We start from the raw sequence: 21,653 nt of genomic DNA on the forward strand, positions 1-21,653 counted from the left end.
CAAGGGATAACGTGATATTCTTTATACATGTTAACAGAATAAAAATAAAGATTAATGAATATTTATACTAGTGAACGTAATATAGAGGAGGCAATATAGATGGGTAAGAAAGTAGTTCTCGCTTATTCAGGTGGTTTAGATACATCCGTCGCGATTCCGTGGCTAAAAGAAAAAGGATATGACGTTGTGGCGGTTTGCCTTGATGTTGGCGAAGGAAAAGACCTTGAATTTATTAAAAATAAAGCGCTGCAAGTCGGCGCCGTTTCAAGCTATATGATCGATGCAAAAAAAGAGTTCGCAGAAGACTTTGCTTTAATTGCTTTACAGGGACATACATGGTACGAAAACAAATATCCTGTTGTATCTGCACTGTCGCGTCCATTAATTTCTAAAAAATTAGTTGAAATTGCGGAACAAGAAAATGCTTCAGCAGTTGCACACGGATGCACTGGAAAAGGAAACGACCAGGTGCGTTTCGAAGTTGCCATCCGCGCTTTAAACCCAGACCTGGAAGTACTTGCGCCTGTCCGTGACTGGGCATGGTCACGTGAAGAAGAAATTGAATACGCGAAACAACATAACGTTCCGGTGCCGATCGGGAAAGAAAGTCCATTTTCGATTGACCAAAACTTATGGGGACGCGCAAACGAGTGTGGTGCACTAGAAGATCCGTGGGCTGCGCCGCCGCTTGATGCGTATGATTTAACAGCGCATTTGGAAGATACGCCGGACACGCCGGAAATCATTGAAATTGATTTTGTAGAAGGCGTTCCAACAGCAGTTAACGGACAGGAAATGGAACTGGCTGAATTGATCCTTCACTTAAATGAAGTGGCGGGCAAACATGGTGTTGGCCGTATCGACCATATCGAAAACCGCCTCGTCGGCATTAAGTCTCGTGAAGTATACGAAACGCCTGGTGCCACAACATTGATCACAGCTCATAAAGAATTGGAAGACCTTACTCTTGTAAAAGAATTGGCTCATTTCAAGCCGGTTATTGAAAAACGTTTGACAGAAATTATTTATGATGGATTATGGTTTAACCCGGTTCGTGAAGCACTTGTTGCGTTCTTAAAAGAAACACAAAAATACGTAACGGGCACAGTCCGCGTAAAGCTGTTTAAAGGTCATGCCATTGTTGAAGGCAGAAAATCACCTTACTCATTGTACGATGAGAAACTGGCAACGTATTCGAAAGATGATGAATTCGACCACGCTTCAGCAATTGGCTTTATTAACCTGTACGGGCTACCGACAGTCGTCAGCTCCCGTGTTCATAAAGAGAAAGGGTTAAAATAATCATGACGAAAAAATTGTGGGGCGGACGGTTCCAAAAATCAGCGGAAGAATGGGTAGACGAATTCGGTGCGTCCATCTCATTCGACCAGGAGCTCGTTTTTGAAGATATCGAAGGCAGCATCGCCCACGTTACGATGCTCGGTGAAACAGGCATTTTAACAAAAGAAGAAATGGATCAGATCAAGTCAGGCCTGGAAGTTTTAAAGAAGAAAGCGGAAGCAGGCGAAATCGAGTATGCGACTTCACTTGAAGACATCCATTTGAATTTAGAAAAAGCGTTAATTGATTCGATCGGTCCGGTTGGAGGAAAACTTCATACCGGACGGAGCCGGAATGATCAGGTTGCGACAGATATGCATTTGTACTTGAAGAAGCAAGTCAAAGAGATTATCGGTCTAATCAGCCAGTTTCAATCGGTTTTAGTGGAGAAAGCCGATCAACATAAAGAAACGATTGCGCCTGGTTATACCCATTTGCAACGTGCACAGCCCATCTCGTTCGGTCATCATTTAATGACGTATTTCTGGATGCTGCAGCGTGATAAAGAACGGTATCAGGAAGCGTTAAAACGCATCGATGTGTCCCCGCTCGGGGCAGGGGCACTTGCTGGCACAACGTTCCCGATTGACCGTAAACGTTCAGCAGAACTGCTTGGTTTCTCTGCTGTGTATCAAAACAGCATGGATGCCGTGAGCGACCGCGATTTTATTTTAGAATTTTTAAGTGCTTCATCGATTCTTATGATGCACATGTCCCGCTTTGCGGAAGAGATCATTCTCTGGTCGAGCCAGGAGTTTCGCTTCGTCGAGATGGACGATACGTTCTCAACAGGCTCAAGCATTATGCCGCAAAAGAAAAACCCGGACATGGCGGAACTCATCCGTGGCAAAACGGGGCGAGTATATGGCAACCTGTTCAGTCTGCTGACAATTTTAAAAGGCATTCCACTTGCGTATAATAAGGATATGCAAGAAGATAAAGAGGGCATGTTTGATACGGTCCATACGGTTCTTGGTTCTCTGAAAATATTCTCCGGCATGGTTGATACAATGACGGTAAATGAAGCCCGCATGAAAGACGCTGTGCAAAATGATTTTTCTAATGCAACAGAGCTTGCGGATTACCTGGCCGCCAAGGGTATTCCATTCCGCGAAGCACATGAAATCACTGGCAAACTCGTATTTACATGTATTCAAAAAGGGTGTTTCCTGCTTGATCTTTCATTAGAGGAGCTAAAAGAAGCATCAAGTGTCATTGAAGAAGATATTTATGGTGTCCTTTCTCCGTATGAAGCGGTCAAGAGAAGGAAGTCTCTTGGCGGTACGGGTTTTGATCAGGTTGAAAACCAGATCAACGCGGCGAAAGAACTGCTCAAATAAAACAAAAATCCGCCAATGGAGTGGCGGATTTTTATATGTGAAATTTCAAATGTTAATATCTTTTACTTCTATTTAGAAACAAAGGCTAAACCTCTTGAAGTACCCAGTCGAATGCTGTTATGGCTTGCATTTTGGGGAAGCGATGGTAATTTAGATTGCTTCGTCTGTACGGACGATTAATACGTCACAATTTGCCGCGCGTGTAATGTGTTCAGAAACACTCCCGATCAAGAACCGTTCCATTGCGTTAAGACCTGTTGCCCCACAGATGATGAGATCAGCTTTTACTTGATTGGCCACATTTTTTGGAATGACAACTTTAGGAGAACCATACTCTACAAATGTATTTACATTCTTCACTCCGGCCGTTGCTGCTTCTTTTTTATAATCGTCAAGCAGATCGTTGCCGTATTTTCTTGCTCGTTCCGCAATAGAGCGGTCGTAAGCTTCAATAGCAGCGAATGAACGTGTGTCAATGACGTGAATAAGGTTCAAGGCAGCGTCGTTCCGTTTTGCAATTTGAACGGCCTTTTTAAACGCCCATTCCGCTTCTTTTGAACCGTCAACAGCCACTAATACGTTTGTATACTTTAACATAAGTTATTTCCCCCCTTCTCTTTTTATTGTACAAACAACCACAAAAAATAGAAAGTGATAAGTGTGAAAATTCCCTCAATTTATTAATAAATCGATTAATGGCGTTTATTTTTAACTGAAAAAATAAAGGAATTCTTCCGTTTTGATCTAATGATACAAGGGAAAGGAAATAAGAATGAATTATAAACAGAGAGGAGAATGAAAAATGAAAGTATCATTTCATGGACATTCTATTGTAAAAATTGAATCAAACGGTAAAACCGTTTTAATTGATCCGTTTATTACAGGCAATGAATTGACAGACTTGAAGGCCGAGGAACAAAATCCGGATTTTATTATTTTGACACACGGTCACGGTGATCATGTCGGCGATACAGTCGAGATAGCCAAACGGAGCGGTGCCCTTGTTATCGCGGTAAATGAACTGGCCCTTTATTTGCAGCACCAGGGTCTCAATGCCCACCCGATGCATATTGGCGGAAGCCGGGAGTTTGAATTCGGCAAAGTAAAATTCACGCAGGCGTTTCACGGATCCGGTCTCCAGCAGGAAGATGGAACATTCCTTTATATGGGGATGCCAGCAGGAGTCCTGATTATGGATGATGGGAAAACGATATATCATGCGGGGGATACAGGGCTGTTTTCCGATATGAAATTAATCGGCGAACTTCATCCCATCGATCTTGCTTTTCTGCCGATCGGGGATAATTTCACAATGGGTCCGGACGATGCGGCTCTCGCGGCAGCTTTTTTACAGGCGAAAACAGTGGTTCCTATTCATTACGATACATTCCCGCCGATTAAGCAGGATCCTGAGGCGTTTACGGCTAAAATAAAATCCGGAAATGGAAAAGTAATGAAACCTGGCGACACGATTGAACTATAAGTATAGAGCTGTCTCATTTGAGGCGGCTTCTTTTTTTTCCGGTTCTTTTGTTCTATAATAAAAGAATGGATCAAAGGCTGGGAACGAGACAGCATCGCCACGCCTTTGAGACCCACATCATGTGGGCCTATGTACGGAAAGGGACGGGTGGATCAGTTGATAACGAAACATGAACAAATTCTTCAGTATATAGAGGAATTGCCAATCGGTGAAAAAATTTCCGTCAGACAGATTGCAAAAGCACTCTCGGTGAGCGAAGGAACGGCGTATCGCGCGATTAAAGATGCGGAAACGAAGGGACTTGTCAGTGCGATCGAGCGTGTCGGCACGATCCGTATTGAGCAAAAAAAGAAAGAGAATATAGAAAAGCTAACATTCGCAGAAGTCGTCAACATTGTTGACGGACAAGTGCTAGGTGGACGGAATGGTTTACATAAAACACTTAATAAATTCGTTATCGGCGCAATGCAGCTTGAAGCGATGATGCGATATACAGAACCAGGGAACCTGCTTATTGTCGGTAACAGGGTAAAAGCACATGAACTTGCTCTGCAGGCAGGAGCCGCTGTGTTAATAACAGGCGGATTTGAAGCTGGCGATGAATTGAAAAAACTCGCTGATGATCTTGAGATGCCTGTTATTTCTACAAGCTATGACACATTTACCGTAGCTGCGATGATTAACAGGGCAATTTATGATCAGCTTATAAAAAAAGAAATTGTGCTTGTTGGAGATATTTTAACTCCTGTTGAAAGCAGTGTATTTTTAGAAGTTGGTGATACCGTCGGTGACTGGCTTGACAAAAATCGTGACACTTCCCACAGTCGATTTCCGGTTGTGGATGAACATTTAAAGGTATTTGGTATGGTGACGGCGAAAGATATCATGGGAAGCGGCCGTGAAGTCATCATTGATAAGGTGATGACGAAAAACCCGATTACAGTGACGATGAAAACGAGCGTTGCATCAGCTGCTCATATGATGATCTGGGAAGGTATTGAGTTGCTGCCGGTTGTAGATGAACAAAACCGTCTTCAGGGGATTATTAGCCGTCAAGACGTGTTGAAAGCAATGCAAATGGCGCAGCGTCAGCCTCAAGCTGCCGAGACGCTTGATGATACGATTGCAAAACAGCTTATACTTACTGAAGATAGGGAAGCAGGAGATGTGTACGAGTTTGAAGTGACACCGCAAATGACGAATCAGTTGGGAACAATATCATACGGTGTTTTTACAACGATTGTAACAGAAGCCGCGAATCGTGCGCTTCGTGCGCATAAACGCGGCGATCTTGTTGTGGAAAATATCACAATTTACTTTTTGAAACCGGTACAGATGGAATCAACTCTTGAAATTTACCCGAAAGTGATGGAAATTGGCCGGAAGTTCGGAAAAGTAGATGTGGAAGTGTATAATGCAGGTATTCTTGCAGGTAAGGTTATGATGATGTGTCAATTGATCGACAGATGAGAAAAGCAGACTGTTTCCAGCCTGCTTTTAACAAATTAATTGTTGAACTCATCTGCTTCTTTTTGAGCAAATGGCAAATAATACTTATACATTTTGTAGCCGGCTATCATGCTGGCAAATCCGAATAAAATAAAAATTGCGGCGACGATGTATGATACAGTCGTTTGCTGGACAAACAACGTATTAATCCCGAAAACACCAACAAATAGTCCAAGTGCCATACTTGATTTCGCTGCCAGCCACTTTTTTTCCATTGGCCGTTTGCTGCGAACATTTTGCACTCTGTAAAAAATATAAAAAACAAACGCAGTGATAATAATAATGACAAGAAAAGGCATGAATTTGATTCCTCCGTTTAGTAAACTCTTTTTTTATTGTAACGGGAAAAGTGGTAGATTTCCACCAGGATAAGCCTTTTGGAGAAGGAGATACCAAGTGAAACAACACATAATTGACAAAATTAAAGAATACGATACGATCATTCTTCACCGGCATGTACGTCCCGACCCGGATGCATACGGATCGCAGGGCGGCCTCGCAGAAATTATTAAGGCAACATTCCCGGAAAAAAATGTATATACAGTCGGTCAAGAAGAACCGACGCTTTACTTTATGCGTCGTCTTGATCAAATTGAAGACAGTGTATATGATGAGGCTCTCGTTATTGTATGTGATACAGCCAACCAAGCCCGTATATGCGACCAGCGTTATAAACTTGGGAAAGAAGTAATTAAAATTGATCATCATCCCAACGAGGATCCATATGGTGATATGCGATGGGTTGATGTAGATGCTGCAGCATGCAGCCAGATGATTTATGATCTATACAAAACATCCGATGGTCAACTAAAAATGAGCAAAGAAGCAGCTCGGTTGTTATATGCCGGCATCGTCAGCGATACAGGCCGTTTTCTATATCCATCGACCACGATTGAAACGATGATTTATGCCGGTGAATTAATGCAGTATGATTTTAACCGTCAAGAATTGTTCAATAACATGTACGAAAAAGATGCGCACGTGCTTAAAATAGAAGGGTACATTTTGCAGAATTTCGAAATGGATGAATCCGGCGTAGCGGAAGTGAGACTGACGAAAGAGCTGCTTGCCCGTTTTAACGCCACACAGGCGGAAGCATCGCAGCTTGTCAGTATTTTAAACGGTGTAAAAGGCATTCAAGCTTGGGTGTATTTCATTGAAGAAGATGACCAAATCCGTGTCCGTTTTCGATCCAAAGGAGCTGTGATCAACGGTCTCGCGATGAAATACGGCGGCGGAGGTCATCCACTTGCAGCCGGTGCGAGTGTGTATTCTTGGGAAGAAGCAGAAAATGTATTGACAGACTTAAAAGTATTAATTTCGGAAAAATAAAAGGAGATATATTTCTCCTTTTTTTATACATGAAGAAGAACATACATTCACTTTATTAGAAAGGAGCGGAGAACATGTTCATTCATCTAGAAACGGAAACAGCATTTAGCTTTCGAGCAGCAACGTTAACACCGCATTCACTCGTTGACAAAGCAGTGGAGGCCGGCTGTAGTGCGATCGCTTTAACAGACTTTAATACGCTTCATGCAGCAATTCCATTTTACAGAGCGTGCATGGAAAAGGGCATTAAACCGATTATCGGCTTGAAAGCATCTATTCAAGCGCAGTCGGAAAGCGGGCAGTCGTTTCCGCTCCTTTTATATGCAAAAAATGAAACAGGACTTTCCCACTTAGTTAAAATTTCAAGTGCGATACAAACAAAAGCGAAAGACGGACTGCCGCTTAAGTGGCTTGAAGCCTATGCCGCAGGGTTGGTCGCAGTCATGCCGGGAATGGACGGCGAAGTAACGGAACAAGCCGCGGTTTTATTCAAAAAGCTATTTGAGCAGTTTTACATTGGCATCCGCGGATATGATTCGGAACAGGTACTAAGAGATATGGCGGAGATTACTGAAACTCCACTTGTTGCGATTGGAAACGTCCTATATGCCGATAAAAAAGACGCGTTTGCGTCAAGATGCCTGCAGGCTATTCGTGAAAATAGATTGCTTGACACAGCAGATGAAATGGCTGAACCGACGAATGCTTTTGAAACAATTGATGAAATAAAAAAGAAATTTCTTCACATTCCGGAAGCTGTGAAGAATACGGAGAAAATTGCCCGGTTATGCCAGGTGACTATATCATTTGGAGAACGTCTAATTCCTTCTTTCCCGCTGCCAGCTGGGGAAACAGCTGGTTCTCTATTAAAAAAGCTATGTATGGAAGGACTGGGAGATAAAAGTAAAGTTTATATGGAACGGCTTTCCTACGAATTAACCGTGATCAGCAGGATGAAATTCAGCGATTATTTTTTAATCGTGCATGATTTTATGGCGTATGCAAAAAGCCAGAGTATTTTAACCGGACCTGGACGCGGTTCAGCAGCCGGTTCGCTGGTCGCTTTTGCACTTGGTATTACAAATGTAGATCCGATCAAATTCGAACTTTTATTCGAGCGGTTTTTAAATCCGGAGCGGATCACGATGCCGGATATCGATATCGATTTTCCGGATAACCGGCGGGAAGAAATCATCCAATACATTGTCGGTAAATATGGTGCGCTTAATGCCGCACAGATTGTTACATTCGGTACTTTATCCGCCAAAGCCGTTATGCGTGACGTGGCACGGGTCTTTGGGCTTGATTCAGCTGAATTATCCCGCCTGTCAAAACAAATTCCCTCCATCCCAGGAACGAAACTGGCGGAACTTGATTTAATACAGTGGATGAATGAATCGCCGGTAAATGAGCGTATTTATCGAACAGCGCTTCAGCTTGAAGGTTTGCCCCGACACACGTCAACACACGCAGCAGGCATGATTATATCCGAAGAGCCGCTTACAAACCGAGTTCCTGTAATGGACGGTCATAATGGCGTTTATTTAACCCAATATGCGATGGAAGCTTTGGAATCGATCGGTCTGTTAAAAATTGACTTGCTTGGGCTTCGTAATTTAACGATTATCGAACGGATTCTATCGTCTATTAAACGGATGAGAGGTAAATCCATCGATCTAAATTTGCTGCCACTTGATGATCCGCGAGTATTTGAACTCCTTTCAAAAGGAAAAACGGGTGGCATTTTTCAGTTTGAGTCTGACGGCATGAAAAAAGTGCTTATGCAGCTAAAGCCGGATCGTTTTGAAGATATGGTTGCGGTGAATGCGTTGTATCGGCCAGGTCCGATGGAACAGATTCCCGTCTACATAAAACGTCGACATGGCGAGGAAAAAGTCACTTATTTGCACCCGATTCTAGAATCTATTTTAAAGCCGACGTACGGGATTATTGTATATCAGGAGCAAATTATAAAAATCGCTGTTGAAATGGCCGGATTCACCCCGGGTGAAGCAGATATGCTTCGGCGTGCTGTAAGCAAGAAAAAAAAGGAAGTACTTGAAGAAGAACGGCGTCATTTTCTGAACGGCGCGACCCAAAAAGGCATTGAAGGCAAAACTGCTTCCGGGGTTTATGATTTAATCGTCCGATTTGCAGACTATGGGTTCAATCGAAGCCATGCGGTTGCCTACAGCATGATTGCCTATTGGCTCGCCTGGCTCAAAGCCCATTATCCGGCCCATTTTCTCGCGTCACTATTGCAGTCATCTTCCGGAAATGAAGAAAAACTTCGGCATTACATAGCGGAAGCAGCAGAATTTATTATTCCGTTTCTTGCGCCATCCGTAAATAAAAGCGGCTATTCGTTTCAAGCTGTGAAAGAAGGGATCCGGTTCGGGCTTGTCCCGGTGAAGGGCATTGGCCAATCAACAGCTAAAGCCATTATTGAGGAAAGGCGAAATGAGCCTTATAAAGACCTGTTTGATTTTTGCCTGCGTGTTCCTTCCCATGCAATCAATCGCAGCGCAATCGAGTCGCTTATTATTTCCGGTGCAATGGACGAGTTTGGTCAGGATCGAGCCGTTCTGCTTGCAAGCATAGACGCAGCAATAGAACATGCGGCTCTACTAAATACAGAAGAAGGCAGTTTATTTGAGGGATTGGACATATCGTTTAAACCAAAGTATACAGATGCAGAGGAGATGCCTGGTGAAATAAAGCTGGAAAAAGAAAAAGAGGTACTTGGTGTTTATGTTTCCGATCATCCCCTTACGAGCCTTCGTCCTTTATTGACGAAGACCGGTGCTATACCGCTGCTGTCAATTCAAACAAGCAGTCACGTGCAGACAGCGGGGTTAATTGGCGCGATCCGTGAAATCCGTACGAAAAAAGGCGATAAGATGGTGTTCATGACAGTATTGGATGAGACTGGTGAACGGGATGCTGTCGTGTTTCCGGATGTGTACCGCAATGCAGCAGCTCTCATTAAAAAGGGAGCTCGGGTGTACATTACCGGTGCAGCAGAGGAGCGAAATAATAGTGTGCAGATTGTTGTACAAAAGATTCTGCCTTTAGACAAAGGGATAAATCAAGTGCTTGAAGAGAAGCAGACGCTTTATATTAAACTGCCAGAAGGCACAGACACCGACAGCCGTGCTGAGCGAGTATATCGTTTGTTAATGGAATATCCAGGGTTTGCATCTGTTGTTATTCATTATGAAAGGACGAAAGAGACGGTTCGGCTCGGAAAAAAATACCTTGTTTCGCCAGAAAAACATCTCCTAAACGCATTGAAAGAGGAGTGTGGGACAAAAAATGTCGTGCTAAAGTAACGTAAACGCTTTACAATTAAACGGTAATCGTTTAAAGTGTTATAGTAAATCATGTGGTCAGACCACTTGAATGAACATACAGGAGAGATGAGAATATGTCCAATCGTGAGGAAGCACTACATTTACACAGAGAGAACCAAGGGAAACTGGCTACAGCTGTTAAAACAGAAGTGAAAAACGCGCGTGACTTGAGTCTGGCGTACTCACCGGGTGTAGCGGAACCATGCAAAGAAATTTATGAAAAACCAGAATTAGTGTATGATTATACAATGAAAGGGAATATGGTCGCCGTTGTTTCGGATGGGACTGCTGTGCTAGGACTTGGCAATATTGGTCCCGAAGCTTCTTTGCCGGTCATGGAAGGAAAAGCAGTTTTGTTTAAGAGTTTTGGCGGCGTAGATGCGTTTCCGATCTGCCTAAATTCAACAGATCCTGAAAAAATTATTGAAACTGTTAAATTGTTGGAGCCGACATTTGGCGGCGTCAATCTTGAAGATATTGCTGCACCGAATTGTTTTATTATCGAAGAACGGCTGAAAAAAGAAACGAATATACCTATCTTCCATGACGATCAGCACGGTACAGCAATCGTAACCGTGGCAGGTCTGATTAACGCGCTTAAGCTTACGGGACGGAAGATGACCGATATTAAAGTAGTTGCAAATGGTGCTGGAGCGGCTGGTATTGCAATTATTAAACTATTGACAGGCTATGGCGTGCAAAATATTATTATGTGTGACTCCCGCGGCGCGATTTATGAGGGGCGTGCGGAAGGCATGAACCCGGTCAAAGAAGAAGTCGCAAAATTCACAAACCGGGAAAAGCAGTCTGGCAGTCTGGCAGATGTGATTCAAGATGCGGACGTCTTTATCGGCGTATCGGTTGCTGGTGCGCTTACGAAAGAAATGATTGAATCGATGAATGACGATCCGATCATATTTGCAATGGCAAATCCAACACCGGAAATTATGCCGGAGGAAGCAAAATTGGCCGGTGCAAAAGTGATTGGAACAGGCCGTTCAGATTTTCCCAATCAGGTAAATAATGTCCTTGCATTCCCTGGTATTTTCCGGGGGGCACTCGACGTGCGTGCAACACATATAAACGAAAAAATGAAACAGGCAGCGGTTGAAGCCATTGCTGGACTTATTGAAGAACATGAACTTAATGTGGATTATGTGATTCCTGGTCCATTCGATCCACGGGTTGCGCCGGCTGTAGCAGCAGCGGTTGCGAAAACTGCAATGGAGACGGGTGTTGCCCGTATAAAAGTAGACCCGGAAGAAGTTCGTGAAAAAACGATTCAAGTTTCATTAATTGGCAAAGGTGAGTAAATGACGGGATCACATCGTCCGCCATCAAAGTTTGTGGCAGCTATTTCACAAATTCAAGAGATGATCAAAGCGGATCAGATCAGTCCAGGTGACAAACTTCCGTCAGAGCGTGAACTATCAGAGCGGCTATCAATTGGCCGCTCTTCTGTTCGCGAAGCGCTTCGTGCGCTCGAACTTCTTGGTCTAATTGAAACGAGACGGGGGGAAGGGACTTTTCTTCGTGATTTTAAAGACCATCATCTTGTCCCGCTTATCGGAGCATTTATTTTTAATGACGATCAAAAAAAAGAACATGTTTATGATATGAAAGCCGTTTTAGAGATGGGCTGTCTAGCCATACTGGCAGGGCAGCCTGATTTCGATCAAAAAATCATTCGTAACAAGTTGGATTTTCATGAATTAATGGATGCTACAGGTAACAGTCTGCTGAAAAAAATATGGCTGGTCATTTCCGACTATGCCGGAAGCAGTGCTGCCTATGATCATGACCGATTAAATGAGCTTATAGAAGGAATAAAGAAAACTAATCACTCGTAAGGATTCTTAAAGGGGTGGAAAAGTGGCAATTAAAGATATGTTTTCAAAACAAAAACCTAAGAAGAGAAAATACGCAACCATTCCATCGGAAGCAGCAAAGCAGGATGTACCTGAAGGAATTATGCAAAAGTGTCCGAAATGCAAAAAAATAATGTATACAAAAGAATTGAAAAAAAATCTTCACGTCTGTCTCGGTTGTGGCTATCATTATCAAATGACCGCACATGAACGGATTGAATCACTCCTCGATGAAGGATCGTTCCGTGAATTGGATGCTGATCTTTCTACAGCAAACCCGCTTAATTTTCCAGACTATGATGAAAAAATAGCTGCTGACCGCAAGAAAACCGGTTTGGACGAAGCAATTGTAACCGGTGTTGGCTCAATAGAAGGACGCGAGGCAGTATTTGCCATTATGGATGCATCTTTCCGTATGGGAAGCATGGGATCTGTCGTTGGAGAAAAAATTGCCCGTGCCGTAGAAGAAGCGATTCGTCTTCATATTCCGTTTATTATCTTTACAGCTTCCGGCGGTGCGCGTATGCAGGAAGGCATTTTGTCTCTCATGCAGATGGCGAAAACGGGAGCAGCATTAAAGCGGCTCAGTGACCGGGGAGGGCTCATTATTTCTGTTATGACACATCCTACAACAGGAGGTGTTTCGGCAAGTTTTGCGTCTCTAGGTGACTATAATTTTGCAGAACCAGGTGCCTTAATCGGATTTGCCGGCCGCAGAATTATTGAGCAGACGATACGTGAAAAGCTGCCTGAAGACTTTCAAACTGCTGAATTCTTATTGAAATATGGTCAACTCGATGCTGTTCTTCACCGCAGTGACATGAAAGAAAAGCTATCGTTTTTACTTGATATTCATCAACCAGGCGGTGATAAAAAATGACTGGACTAGAATTTGAAAAACCGGTTCGGGAGCTGCAGCAAAAAATTGCGGAATTAAAAAACTTTACCTCAACATCTGATGTGGATTTGTCGGATGAAATTGCGAAGCTCGAACTTCGGCTAAAAAAGCTTGAAGATGATATTTATAACAGTATGACACCATGGGATAGAGTGCAGATGGCTCGTCACCCGAATCGTCCGACAACGCTTGATTACATCTCTCACTTATTTGAGGACTTTTTTGAACTGCATGGGGATCGGACGTACGGTGATGATGCAGCGATTGTCGCTGGGGTTGCCAAATATCACGGCGTACCTGTCACGGTCATCGGCCATCAGCGCGGCCGTGACACGAAAGAAAATATACAGCGCACATTCGGCATGCCTCATCCAGAAGGGTACCGGAAAGCACTTCGCCTTATGAAGCAGGCTGAAAAGTTTAATCGTCCGATTATATGCCTAATCGATACGAAAGGTGCATATCCGGGGAAAGCAGCAGAAGAACGAGGCCAAAGTGAAGCGATTGCCCGCAATATTTTTGAAATGGCAGGACTTCATGTTCCAATTATTTGTATTGTCATTGGAGAAGGCGGAAGCGGTGGTGCACTTGCACTTGGCGTTGGCGACCGTTTATTCATGCTTGAGAACTCAACATATTCTGTTATCTCCCCGGAAGGCGCAGCAGCCCTTTTATGGAAAGATGCTTCTCTTGCAAAACGGGCGGCCGAGACAATGAAAATTACCGCACCCGACTTACGAGGACTCGGCATCGTGGACGAAATTATACCTGAAGTGCGCGGTGGTGCACATCGAGACGCAAAGCGCCAGGCAGAATTAATTGATGAAGTATTAAAGCCGGCGATTGAGTTGTTGCAGACGATACATCACGATGAACTGATCGAGCAGCGATATGAGAAATATAAAAAGATCGGTGGATATGCTGATCAAAAAACAGGCCCAAAAAGATAACCTTTTTGGGTCTTTCTTTCGGGTTTAAAAATGTCCCGAAATAGGCTTTTTTTTGGTGTGAGCGCTTACTTCCAGGCTAAAGATTGTGAAGAAGAAAGCCTTCTGTTATCTTAAAAGAAGATAGTCATATGGGAGTTTTGACTGCCAATAATGAGCTTGAGGTGAAAGGTAAAATGAAACGAATAGGTGTATTAACGAGTGGTGGCGACGCGCCAGGGATGAATGCAGCGGTACGGGCAGTTGTTCGTAAAGCAATTTATCATGATATGGAAGTGTTCGGCGTGTATCAAGGCTACCACGGTTTGATAAATGGACATATTGAAAAGCTTGATCGCGGTTCAGTAGGAGATATTATTCACCGCGGCGGAACCATTCTCCGTTCTGCTCGATGCCTTGAATTCAAAACACTTGAGGGCCAAAAAAAAGGCATTGAACAACTTGAAAAATTCGGCATCGAAGGACTGGTAGTCATTGGCGGGGATGGTTCCTATATGGGTGCAAAAGCACTGACAGAACATGGTTTTCCTTGCGTAGGTGTACCAGGTACGATAGACAATGATATACCCGGTACAGAATTTACAATAGGGTTTGACACAGCGCTAAACACCGTGATAGATGCAATTGATAAAATTCGCGATACTGCGAGTTCCCATGAGCGCACCTTTATTGTCGAAGTAATGGGCCGGCACGCGGGTGACCTTGCCCTCTGGTCAGGTCTAGCAGGAGGCGCAGAAACAATATTAATACCAGAAGCTCCTTACGATATGACAAAAATTGCTGAAAAATTAAAACGGGGACAGGAGCGCGGAAAAAAACATAGTATTATCATTGTTGCAGAAGGTGTAATGACCGGTGCGAAGTTTGGTGCGATCATTGAAGAATTAACCAATTTTGATACACGTGTATCTGTACTTGGCCACATGCAGCGCGGTGGTTCACCAACTGCATCTGATCGTGTACTCGCAAGCCGCCTCGGTGCGCATGCAGTGGAACTGCTTATGGAACACAAAGGTGGACGCGCAGTTGGAATCGAACAAAATCAAATAGTTGATTATGATATTATTGAAGCGTTGGCGAAACCTCATAAAATTGATCAGCGCATGTATGAATTATCACAGGAGCTTTCGATTTAACGAGAAAACAGGAGGAACAATCGATGCAAAAAACTAAAATTGTCTGTACGATCGGTCCAGCAAGTGAAAGTCTTGAAACGTTGCAATCATTATTGGAAGCTGGTATGAATGTTGCCCGTCTAAACTTTTCTCATGGAAGTCACGAAGAGCATGCCGCCCGCATTAAAAACATTCGCCAAGCAGCAAAAAACACGGGAAAAACGGTTGCGATTCTGCTTGATACGAAAGGTCCAGAGATCCGTACACATGACATGGAAAACGGGTCAATTGAATTAGTCAGCGGGAAAGACGCAGTCATTTCTATGACAGAAGTGAAAGGCACCCCTGAAAAGTTTTCTATTACGTACCCAGGTCTTATTGATGATGTGAAACCAGGCTCAAGTATTTTGCTTGATGATGGTCTAATTGCTCTTTTAGTAACAGGCACAGATCGTGAAAATGGGGAAATTGCTGTCCGCATATTAAACAGCGGTACATTAAAAAATAAAAAAGGAGTTAATGTACCGGGTGTTTCTGTTAATTTGCCTGGTATTACGGAAAAAGATGCCGCTGATATACGCTTTGGCATTGAACAGGATGTTGATTTTATCGCTGCATCTTTTGTCCGCCGTCCATCAGATGTTCTCGAGATTCGTGAACTGCTTGAAAAGAATAATGCTACACACATTCAAATCGTACCGAAAATCGAGAACCAGGAAGGCGTCGATAATATTGATGACATCCTTGAAGTTTCGGATGGGTTGATGGTTGCCCGCGGGGATCTTGGTGTTGAAATCCCGGCCGAAGAAGTACCAATTGTTCAAAAGCAACTTATTAAAAAATGTAACATGCTGGGGAAACCAGTGATAACGGCTACACAAATGCTTGATTCTATGCAGCGAAACCCTCGTCCAACACGAGCGGAAGCTAGTGATGTAGCGAATGCGATCTTTGACGGTACGGATGCCATTATGCTTTCCGGCGAGACAGCAGCAGGCTTGTACCCGCTTGAAGCGGTTAAAACGATGCACAACATTGCAGTGCGGGCGGAAGCAGAATTGCACATGAGAGATATTCCACCGCGTCGTAGAAATAAAACAGGACGATTAACAATGACTGATGCGATTGGTCAATCTGTAGCGAAAACAGCGGAAGCGCTTGACGTACATGCCATTATCGCACCGACATCCAGCGGCCATACAGCCCGCATGATTTCAAGATACCGCGCAAAGGCATCGATTTTTGCCGTAACAGACAGTGAACGTGTATCAAGAAGTTTATCACTCGTATGGGGTGTTTTCCCGGTTATCGGGCTGCGTGTTTCCTCTACTGATGAAATGCTAGATAATGCGATCATTCGCTGCCTGGACGAGGAGTTTATTAAACATGGTGATCTTGTTGTCATTACAGCAGGTGTACCGGTCGGCGAATCAGGTACAACAAACTTAATGAAAATTCATGTTGTCGGCGACATTTTATTAAAAGCACAAGGAATCGGACGTCACTCTGCTTATGGAAAAGTTGTTAAAGCAAAAACAGCAGAGGAAGCAATTCGAAAAGTACAGCAAGGAGATATTCTTGTCACGTATGGAACAGACCGGGACATGATGCCGGCGATTGAAAAATGTGCAGCGATCATTACTGAAGAAGGCGGATTGACAAGCCATGCGGCCGTTGTGGGAATCAGCCTTGGCATTCCAGTTATCGTTGACGTAGAAGGTGCTATTACAAAGCTTGAAGATGGACAGGAAATTACGGTCGATGCAGCCAGAGGCACTATTTATAATGGACACGCTAACGTTTTATAAACAGCAGCTGAGTTAATCCTGAGCGATAAATAGACTGACAGGCTAAAAGGAGTAATGGTCCAGAGACCATGCCGGCTGCACCAAAAAAGGTTAATCCAGCAAAAGCGGAAAACAAAACGGCGAGCGGGTGAAGACCGATAGCACCAGATACAAGCTTCGGCTCCAGCAGTTGTCGCATGATAACGAGCACCACATAAAGAATGGCGAGTAAAATGGCAGCCATATACTGACCGGTGAGTGCTGAGAAAGCCATCCATGGAATAAATAATAGGCTGGACCCAAGCAGCGGGATTAAATCCGCAATGGCAGCTAAAAATGCTACCTCTATCGCATGTGGATATCTCAGAAGAAAAAAGCCCCCAGAAGCGGCAGCGAATGTGATGATAAACAAAATGATTTGTGCTGTCATAAATGATTGAACAGCCGTTACGAAATAAGAAATGGCCAGTAAAATCCGTTCATGCACAAGGGCTGGAATCAAACGGATGATACGCCGTCCATCTCTCGCAATAAAAAATGCGGACAAAACAGCCACAATGATTTCAGAAGCGGCACCGGGTATCCGAAGAAAAAAAGCTGTACCTGAAAGGAGCCAGGATTCAGCATATTGACCGGCGATCGTAACGGCTGAATCACTCATTGTTTCAATAAAAAATATGACATTCTCTTTTTGTTGATCACTTAGAGCCGCTGATATTGTTTGAATCGTCTCTTCTATGTTTAAAACGATGATGTCTTTATATTTTGGGATTACAGAGGTAAGATGGGCAGCTGTCCTCGCTCCGACAAAACCAATGATTAATAAAATGAATAAAAATAGAGACGCAACAGAACAGAGAGCGAAAAAAACAGCCGTTTGTTCGGAAATACTTAATTTTTTTTGCATTATGCGGGCTGGTTTTTGTGCTGCAATGGCAAAAAATGCCCCGATTAAAAATGGTTTTAGCACGGGTAAAAACAAGTAGAATGTAAATCCTATAATCGATAGTATCAGTAGCATATTCCATAACCGCATGGCGCCATCCTCCATTTCTTCTATACACGTATGTAGAGATGGGGACAGCCATGCGTCTTTTTTTTAGGAGTGATGAAATGTACGCCTATTTATTTTTAATATTACTGCTGGGAATCAGCTTAATTGCTAAAAACCATTCCCTTTTAATTGCGTCAGGATTATTGATTGTATTAAAAGCATCAGGTCTTGATACAAAATGGTTTGATTTTCTTCAAAAAAATGGCATCAACTGGGGTGTGACGATTATTACAATTGCAGTACTTATCCCGATCGCAACTGGTGCAATCGGCTTTAAGGATCTGGGTGCTGCACTGAAATCTCCATATGCATGGATTGCCCTTTCGGCAGGGATACTCGTTGCACTCATTGCAAAGAATGGGATTGTTTTACTTGCGGAGGATCCACATATAACGACAGCACTTGTTTTCGGAACGATCCTTGCTGTCGCACTATTTAATGGTGTTGCAGTTGGACCGCTTATAGGTGCGGGAATTGCTTATTTTGCAATGAAAATTTTTGAGTCATTTCAATAAATTTGCAAAAGAACGAAACTATTGCCGCGTTTTTAATGTATAGTGTAGGTAATAACATCGAAGGGGGAAATACATCGTGAAAAATGCAGGTCTTGCAGCTGTACTGAGCTTTTTTTGGACGGGAGTCGGTCAAATCTATAATGGACAGATATTGAAGGGTCTTCTTTTAATTGTTATACAGATGGTCAATGCGGCATTAATGTTTTTGCTTATTGGATTTATTACGTATCCAATCGTATGGATCTGGGGAATATATGACGCCTATAAAACCGCGGAGCGTTACAATAAAAACCAGAATTTTTAAGTGAAACATTTAATAATAACATAAATCAAACACGTGTCATGTTCGAAATTTAAACGATTCGCAAAAAAATTTTGAACTTTTTGACACGTTTTGATTCACAAACATGCGCCAATTGTTTATAATAGGGAATGTAAGCGCACACCTTTTTGAACATTGCTGCAATTTTCCGTTTGAAAAAGTGTACATAAGTAGTAAACGAGCTTTTTTATTTTTCTAAATGGTACTGAGCAGTTGCTCGGCCACATACATACATAAATAAAAAAGCGGGTAAGGGGAAATTAAAAGGCGAAGGAGAGATACTTTATGACAACTGCACGCGGACTTGAAGGAGTAGTTGCTACAACGTCATCTGTCAGTTCCATTATTGATGACACACTTACATACGCAGGCTATGATATTGATGATTTAGCTGAAAATGCAAGTTTTGAAGAAGTAATTTATTTGCTCTGGCACCGAAGCCTTCCGACACAGGCACAGCTTGATGAATTAAAGCAGCAACTATCGGAAAGCTATGACATCCCTCAAGAAATAATTGACCATTTCAAAATGTATCCTATCGACAAAGTTCATCCAATGGCTGCTCTTCGTACATCTATCTCACTTCTTGGTCTATATGATGAAGAAGCAGATGTGATGACAGACGAGGCGAATTATCGCAAAGCGATTCGTCTTCAGGCGAAAATCCCAGCACTCGTAACGGCATTTGCGCGCATTCGCAAAGGCCAGGAACCCGTTGCACCGAAAAAAGAATTTAGCATTGCAGCAAACTTTTTATACATGTTGTCAGGCAAGGAGCCGACTGATGTTGAAATCGAAGCGTTTGATAAAGCCCTCGTTCTTCATGCAGACCATGAATTGAATGCGTCTACATTTACAGCACGAGTGTGCGTTGCAACGCTATCTGACATTTATTCAGGTATAACAGCTGCTCTTGGCGCATTAAAAGGACCGCTGCATGGCGGGGCGAACGAGCAAGTAATGAAAATGTTGTCTGAGATCGGTTCTCCAGATAATGTTGAGCCTTATATTCTCGAAAAATTAAACAACAAGGAAAAAATTATGGGATTCGGCCACCGGGTTTACCGACAAGGCGACCCGCGTGCAAAACATTTACGCGAAATGTCAAAGCGTTTAACAGAACAGACAGGTGAACCACAATGGTATGACATGTCTGTTGAGATTGAGCAAATTGTGACTTCTCAAAAAGATCTACCGCCGAATGTAGATTTTTATTCTGCATCTGTATATCACAGCCTGGGAATTGATCACGATCTATTCACACCGATTTTTGCAGTAAGCCGTGCTTCCGGATGGCTTGCTCATATTTTGGAGCAGTATGCAAACAACAGACTGATCCGTCCACGCGCTGAATATACAGGGCCAGATAAGCAAAAATACGTACCAATCTACCAACGTGTCTAATTAAGGAAGTATTTGCAATAAACTGAAAAACTAGTGTAATATGAATGTGGCAAACGAAGGTTAGAGGCCTCGTCCTCTAACCTTTGATCATGGAATTGGAGGGAAATGCAAGATGACTCAAGGCGAAAAAATTTCAATGCAAAATGGTGTATTAAACGTACCAAATAATCCAGTTGTTCCTTTTATCGAAGGCGATGGAATCGGTCCTGATATTTGGGCTGCAGCTTCACGCGTATTGGACGCAGCTGTTGAAAAAGCATACAACGGCGAAAAGAAAATCGTCTGGAAAGAAGTTCTTGCTGGCGAAAAAGCATTCAATCAAACAGGTGAATGGCTTCCAAAAGAAACACTTGACCAGATTGAAGAGTATTTGATCGCAATTAAAGGTCCTCTTACAACTCCAGTTGGCGGCGGTATCCGTTCGTTGAACGTTGCACTTCGTCAAGAATTGGATCTTTTTACATGCCTTCGTCCGGTTCGCTATTTTGACGGAGTACCTTCACCAGTTAAGCGTCCTGAAGATACAGACATGGTTATTTTCCGTGAAAACACTGAAGATATTTATGCGGGTATCGAGTACGCAGAAGGCACTGATGAAGTGAATAAAGTCATTGAATTCCTTAAAAATGAAATGGGTGTCAATAAAATCCGCTTCCCTGAAACATCAGGAATCGGTATTAAACCTGTATCAAAAGAAGGTACAGAACGCCTTGTGCGAGCAGCAATTAATTATGCGCTGAAAGAAGGCCGTAAATCTCTTACTCTCGTTCATAAAGGCAACATTATGAAATTTACAGAAGGTGCGTTCAAAAACTGGGGCTATGACCTCGCTGAAAAAGAATTCGGTGACAAGGTCTTCACATGGGCGCAATACGATAAAATCAAAGAAGCGGAAGGCACAGAAGCAGCAAATAAAGCGCAATCTGATGCTGAAGCAGCTGGCAAGCTAATTGTTAAAGATTCGATTGCCGATATTTTCTTACAGCAAATTTTGACTCGTCCGAAAGAGTTTGATGTTGTTGCAACGATGAACTTGAACGGAGACTACATTTCCGATGCACTTGCTGCACAAGTTGGCGGAATTGGCATTGCTCCGGGCGCAAATATTAACTATGAAACTGGCCACGCGATTTTTGAAGCGACTCATGGTACAGCTCCTAAATACGCAGGTCTTGATAAAGTTAATCCATCTTCAGTCCTTCTTTCAGGCGTTCTTCTGCTTGAACACCTTGGCTGGAATGAAGCAGCAAACATGATCACAAGATCAGTCGAGAAAACAATCTCGTCTAAAGTCGTTACTTACGATTTTGCGCGCTTGATGGATGGTGCAACAGAAGTGAAATGCTCTGAGTTTGCGGACGAATTGATCAAAAATCTTTAATGAA

At 43.1% G+C, this 21,653-nt stretch carries 19 protein-coding genes; 16 read left to right on the forward strand and 3 right to left on the reverse strand.

The window, feature by feature from the left end; translation table 11 throughout:
• Positions 1–99: 99 nt before the first annotated feature.
• A complete protein-coding gene (locus tag BTO28_RS05765) occupies positions 100–1,302 on the forward strand; it encodes an argininosuccinate synthase (protein WP_076764585.1) in 1,203 nt (400 codons plus the stop codon).
• Positions 1,303–1,304: 2 nt separating this feature from the next.
• Entirely contained in the window at positions 1,305–2,681 is a 1,377-nt protein-coding gene (gene argH / locus BTO28_RS05770) for an argininosuccinate lyase (protein WP_076764586.1), read from the forward strand.
• Between the two features lie 150 nt (positions 2,682–2,831).
• Here the strand turns inward: argH and BTO28_RS05775 are convergent, their stop codons facing one another.
• On the reverse strand, positions 2,832–3,278 hold the full coding sequence (locus BTO28_RS05775) for a universal stress protein (protein ID WP_076764587.1): 447 nt from the start codon (positions 3,276–3,278) through the stop codon (positions 2,832–2,834).
• Positions 3,279–3,483: 205 nt separating this feature from the next.
• Between BTO28_RS05775 and BTO28_RS05780 the strand changes: the two genes are divergently transcribed.
• Complete coding sequence (locus tag BTO28_RS05780) at positions 3,484–4,164, forward strand: metal-dependent hydrolase (protein WP_076764588.1); 681 nt, start codon at positions 3,484–3,486, stop codon at positions 4,162–4,164.
• 156 nt (positions 4,165–4,320) lie between these two features.
• Positions 4,321–5,634 carry a CBS domain-containing protein gene (locus BTO28_RS05785; protein ID WP_076764589.1) on the forward strand — a complete coding sequence of 438 codons (1,314 nt, stop codon included), beginning with the start codon at positions 4,321–4,323 and terminating at the stop codon, positions 5,632–5,634.
• A 35-nt stretch (positions 5,635–5,669) separates the two neighbouring features.
• On the opposite strand, the gene BTO28_RS05790 is transcribed toward BTO28_RS05785, so the two are convergent.
• Positions 5,670–5,972: a YtpI family protein gene (locus BTO28_RS05790; protein ID WP_076764590.1), complete on the reverse strand. Its 303-nt coding sequence runs from the start codon at positions 5,970–5,972 to the stop codon at positions 5,670–5,672.
• Positions 5,973–6,069: 97 nt separating this feature from the next.
• Here BTO28_RS05790 and BTO28_RS05795 point away from each other — a divergent pair, with 97 nt between their 5' ends.
• The 8 genes from BTO28_RS05795 (at position 6,070) to pyk (ending at position 16,994) form a co-directional block, all read left to right on the forward strand.
• Positions 6,070–7,005 carry a DHH family phosphoesterase gene (locus BTO28_RS05795; protein WP_076764591.1) on the forward strand — a complete coding sequence of 312 codons (936 nt, stop codon included), beginning with the start codon at positions 6,070–6,072 and terminating at the stop codon, positions 7,003–7,005.
• Positions 7,006–7,079: 74 nt separating this feature from the next.
• Positions 7,080–10,337: a DNA polymerase III subunit alpha gene (gene dnaE / locus BTO28_RS05800; RefSeq protein WP_076764592.1), complete on the forward strand. Its 3,258-nt coding sequence runs from the start codon at positions 7,080–7,082 to the stop codon at positions 10,335–10,337.
• Between the two features lie 95 nt (positions 10,338–10,432).
• Positions 10,433–11,671 (forward strand): NAD(P)-dependent malic enzyme, encoded by a 1,239-nt coding sequence (locus BTO28_RS05805; RefSeq protein WP_076764593.1) that lies wholly within the window; start codon positions 10,433–10,435, stop codon positions 11,669–11,671.
• Complete coding sequence (locus BTO28_RS05810) at positions 11,672–12,208, forward strand: FadR/GntR family transcriptional regulator (protein WP_076764594.1); 537 nt, start codon at positions 11,672–11,674, stop codon at positions 12,206–12,208.
• A 37-nt stretch (positions 12,209–12,245) separates the two neighbouring features.
• A complete protein-coding gene (gene accD / locus BTO28_RS05815; RefSeq protein ID WP_076764875.1) occupies positions 12,246–13,106 on the forward strand; it encodes an acetyl-CoA carboxylase, carboxyltransferase subunit beta in 861 nt (286 codons plus the stop codon).
• Complete coding sequence (gene accA / locus BTO28_RS05820; protein WP_076764595.1) at positions 13,103–14,074, forward strand: acetyl-CoA carboxylase carboxyl transferase subunit alpha; 972 nt, start codon at positions 13,103–13,105, stop codon at positions 14,072–14,074. Before accD ends, accA begins: the two co-directional genes overlap by 4 nt.
• 173 nt (positions 14,075–14,247) lie before the next feature.
• Positions 14,248–15,207, forward strand: coding sequence for a 6-phosphofructokinase (gene pfkA, locus BTO28_RS05825; RefSeq protein ID WP_076764876.1), 960 nt, complete (start codon positions 14,248–14,250; stop codon positions 15,205–15,207).
• A 23-nt stretch (positions 15,208–15,230) separates the two neighbouring features.
• On the forward strand, positions 15,231–16,994 hold the full coding sequence (gene pyk, locus BTO28_RS05830) for a pyruvate kinase (RefSeq protein WP_076764596.1): 1,764 nt from the start codon (positions 15,231–15,233) through the stop codon (positions 16,992–16,994).
• On the opposite strand, the gene BTO28_RS05835 is transcribed toward pyk, so the two are convergent.
• Complete coding sequence (locus BTO28_RS05835; RefSeq protein ID WP_076764597.1) at positions 16,981–18,009, reverse strand: AI-2E family transporter; 1,029 nt, start codon at positions 18,007–18,009, stop codon at positions 16,981–16,983. The two genes, pyk and BTO28_RS05835, sit on opposite strands and share 14 nt — an antisense overlap.
• Before the next feature lie 77 nt (positions 18,010–18,086).
• On the opposite strand from BTO28_RS05835, the gene BTO28_RS05840 reads away from it, so the two are divergent.
• The 4 genes from BTO28_RS05840 to icd all read left to right on the forward strand — a co-directional run bounded on the left by BTO28_RS05840 (position 18,087) and on the right by icd (position 21,649).
• Positions 18,087–18,542 carry a DUF441 domain-containing protein gene (locus BTO28_RS05840; RefSeq protein WP_076764598.1) on the forward strand — a complete coding sequence of 152 codons (456 nt, stop codon included), beginning with the start codon at positions 18,087–18,089 and terminating at the stop codon, positions 18,540–18,542.
• Positions 18,543–18,615: 73 nt separating this feature from the next.
• A complete protein-coding gene (locus tag BTO28_RS05845; protein WP_076764599.1) occupies positions 18,616–18,846 on the forward strand; it encodes a hypothetical protein in 231 nt (76 codons plus the stop codon).
• Between the two features lie 303 nt (positions 18,847–19,149).
• On the forward strand, positions 19,150–20,268 hold the full coding sequence (gene citZ / locus BTO28_RS05850; RefSeq protein ID WP_076764600.1) for a citrate synthase: 1,119 nt from the start codon (positions 19,150–19,152) through the stop codon (positions 20,266–20,268).
• 112 nt (positions 20,269–20,380) lie between these two features.
• Positions 20,381–21,649 (forward strand): NADP-dependent isocitrate dehydrogenase, encoded by a 1,269-nt coding sequence (icd, locus tag BTO28_RS05855; RefSeq protein ID WP_076764601.1) that lies wholly within the window; start codon positions 20,381–20,383, stop codon positions 21,647–21,649.
• The last annotated feature ends 4 nt before the right edge of the window (positions 21,650–21,653 follow it).

The sequence above is a fragment of the Domibacillus epiphyticus genome (genome assembly GCF_001975785.1).
Classification (GTDB): domain Bacteria; phylum Bacillota; class Bacilli; order Bacillales; family Domibacillaceae; genus Domibacillus; species Domibacillus epiphyticus.

What these genes read in the sequence shown, in the direction of transcription:
- icd (WP_076764601.1), top strand. Translation starts at nt 20,381, where the DNA reads ATGACTCAAGGCGAAAAAATTTCAATGCAAAATGGTGTATTAAACGTA.
- accA (WP_076764595.1), top strand. Translation starts at nt 13,103, where the DNA reads ATGACTGGACTAGAATTTGAAAAACCGGTTCGGGAGCTGCAGCAAAAA.
- argH (WP_076764586.1), top strand. Translation starts at nt 1,305, where the DNA reads ATGACGAAAAAATTGTGGGGCGGACGGTTCCAAAAATCAGCGGAAGAA.
- BTO28_RS05780 (WP_076764588.1), top strand. Translation starts at nt 3,484, where the DNA reads ATGAAAGTATCATTTCATGGACATTCTATTGTAAAAATTGAATCAAAC.
- BTO28_RS05790 (WP_076764590.1), bottom strand. Translation starts at nt 5,972, where the DNA reads ATGCCTTTTCTTGTCATTATTATTATCACTGCGTTTGTTTTTTATATT.
- BTO28_RS05765 (WP_076764585.1), top strand. Translation starts at nt 100, where the DNA reads ATGGGTAAGAAAGTAGTTCTCGCTTATTCAGGTGGTTTAGATACATCC.
- dnaE (WP_076764592.1), top strand. Translation starts at nt 7,080, where the DNA reads ATGTTCATTCATCTAGAAACGGAAACAGCATTTAGCTTTCGAGCAGCA.
- BTO28_RS05840 (WP_076764598.1), top strand. Translation starts at nt 18,087, where the DNA reads ATGTACGCCTATTTATTTTTAATATTACTGCTGGGAATCAGCTTAATT.
- pfkA (WP_076764876.1), top strand. Translation starts at nt 14,248, where the DNA reads ATGAAACGAATAGGTGTATTAACGAGTGGTGGCGACGCGCCAGGGATG.
- accD (WP_076764875.1), top strand. Translation starts at nt 12,246, where the DNA reads ATGTTTTCAAAACAAAAACCTAAGAAGAGAAAATACGCAACCATTCCA.
- citZ (WP_076764600.1), top strand. Translation starts at nt 19,150, where the DNA reads ATGACAACTGCACGCGGACTTGAAGGAGTAGTTGCTACAACGTCATCT.
- BTO28_RS05775 (WP_076764587.1), bottom strand. Translation starts at nt 3,278, where the DNA reads ATGTTAAAGTATACAAACGTATTAGTGGCTGTTGACGGTTCAAAAGAA.
- pyk (WP_076764596.1), top strand. Translation starts at nt 15,231, where the DNA reads ATGCAAAAAACTAAAATTGTCTGTACGATCGGTCCAGCAAGTGAAAGT.
- BTO28_RS05805 (WP_076764593.1), top strand. Translation starts at nt 10,433, where the DNA reads ATGTCCAATCGTGAGGAAGCACTACATTTACACAGAGAGAACCAAGGG.
- BTO28_RS05810 (WP_076764594.1), top strand. Translation starts at nt 11,672, where the DNA reads ATGACGGGATCACATCGTCCGCCATCAAAGTTTGTGGCAGCTATTTCA.
- BTO28_RS05835 (WP_076764597.1), bottom strand. Translation starts at nt 18,009, where the DNA reads ATGCGGTTATGGAATATGCTACTGATACTATCGATTATAGGATTTACA.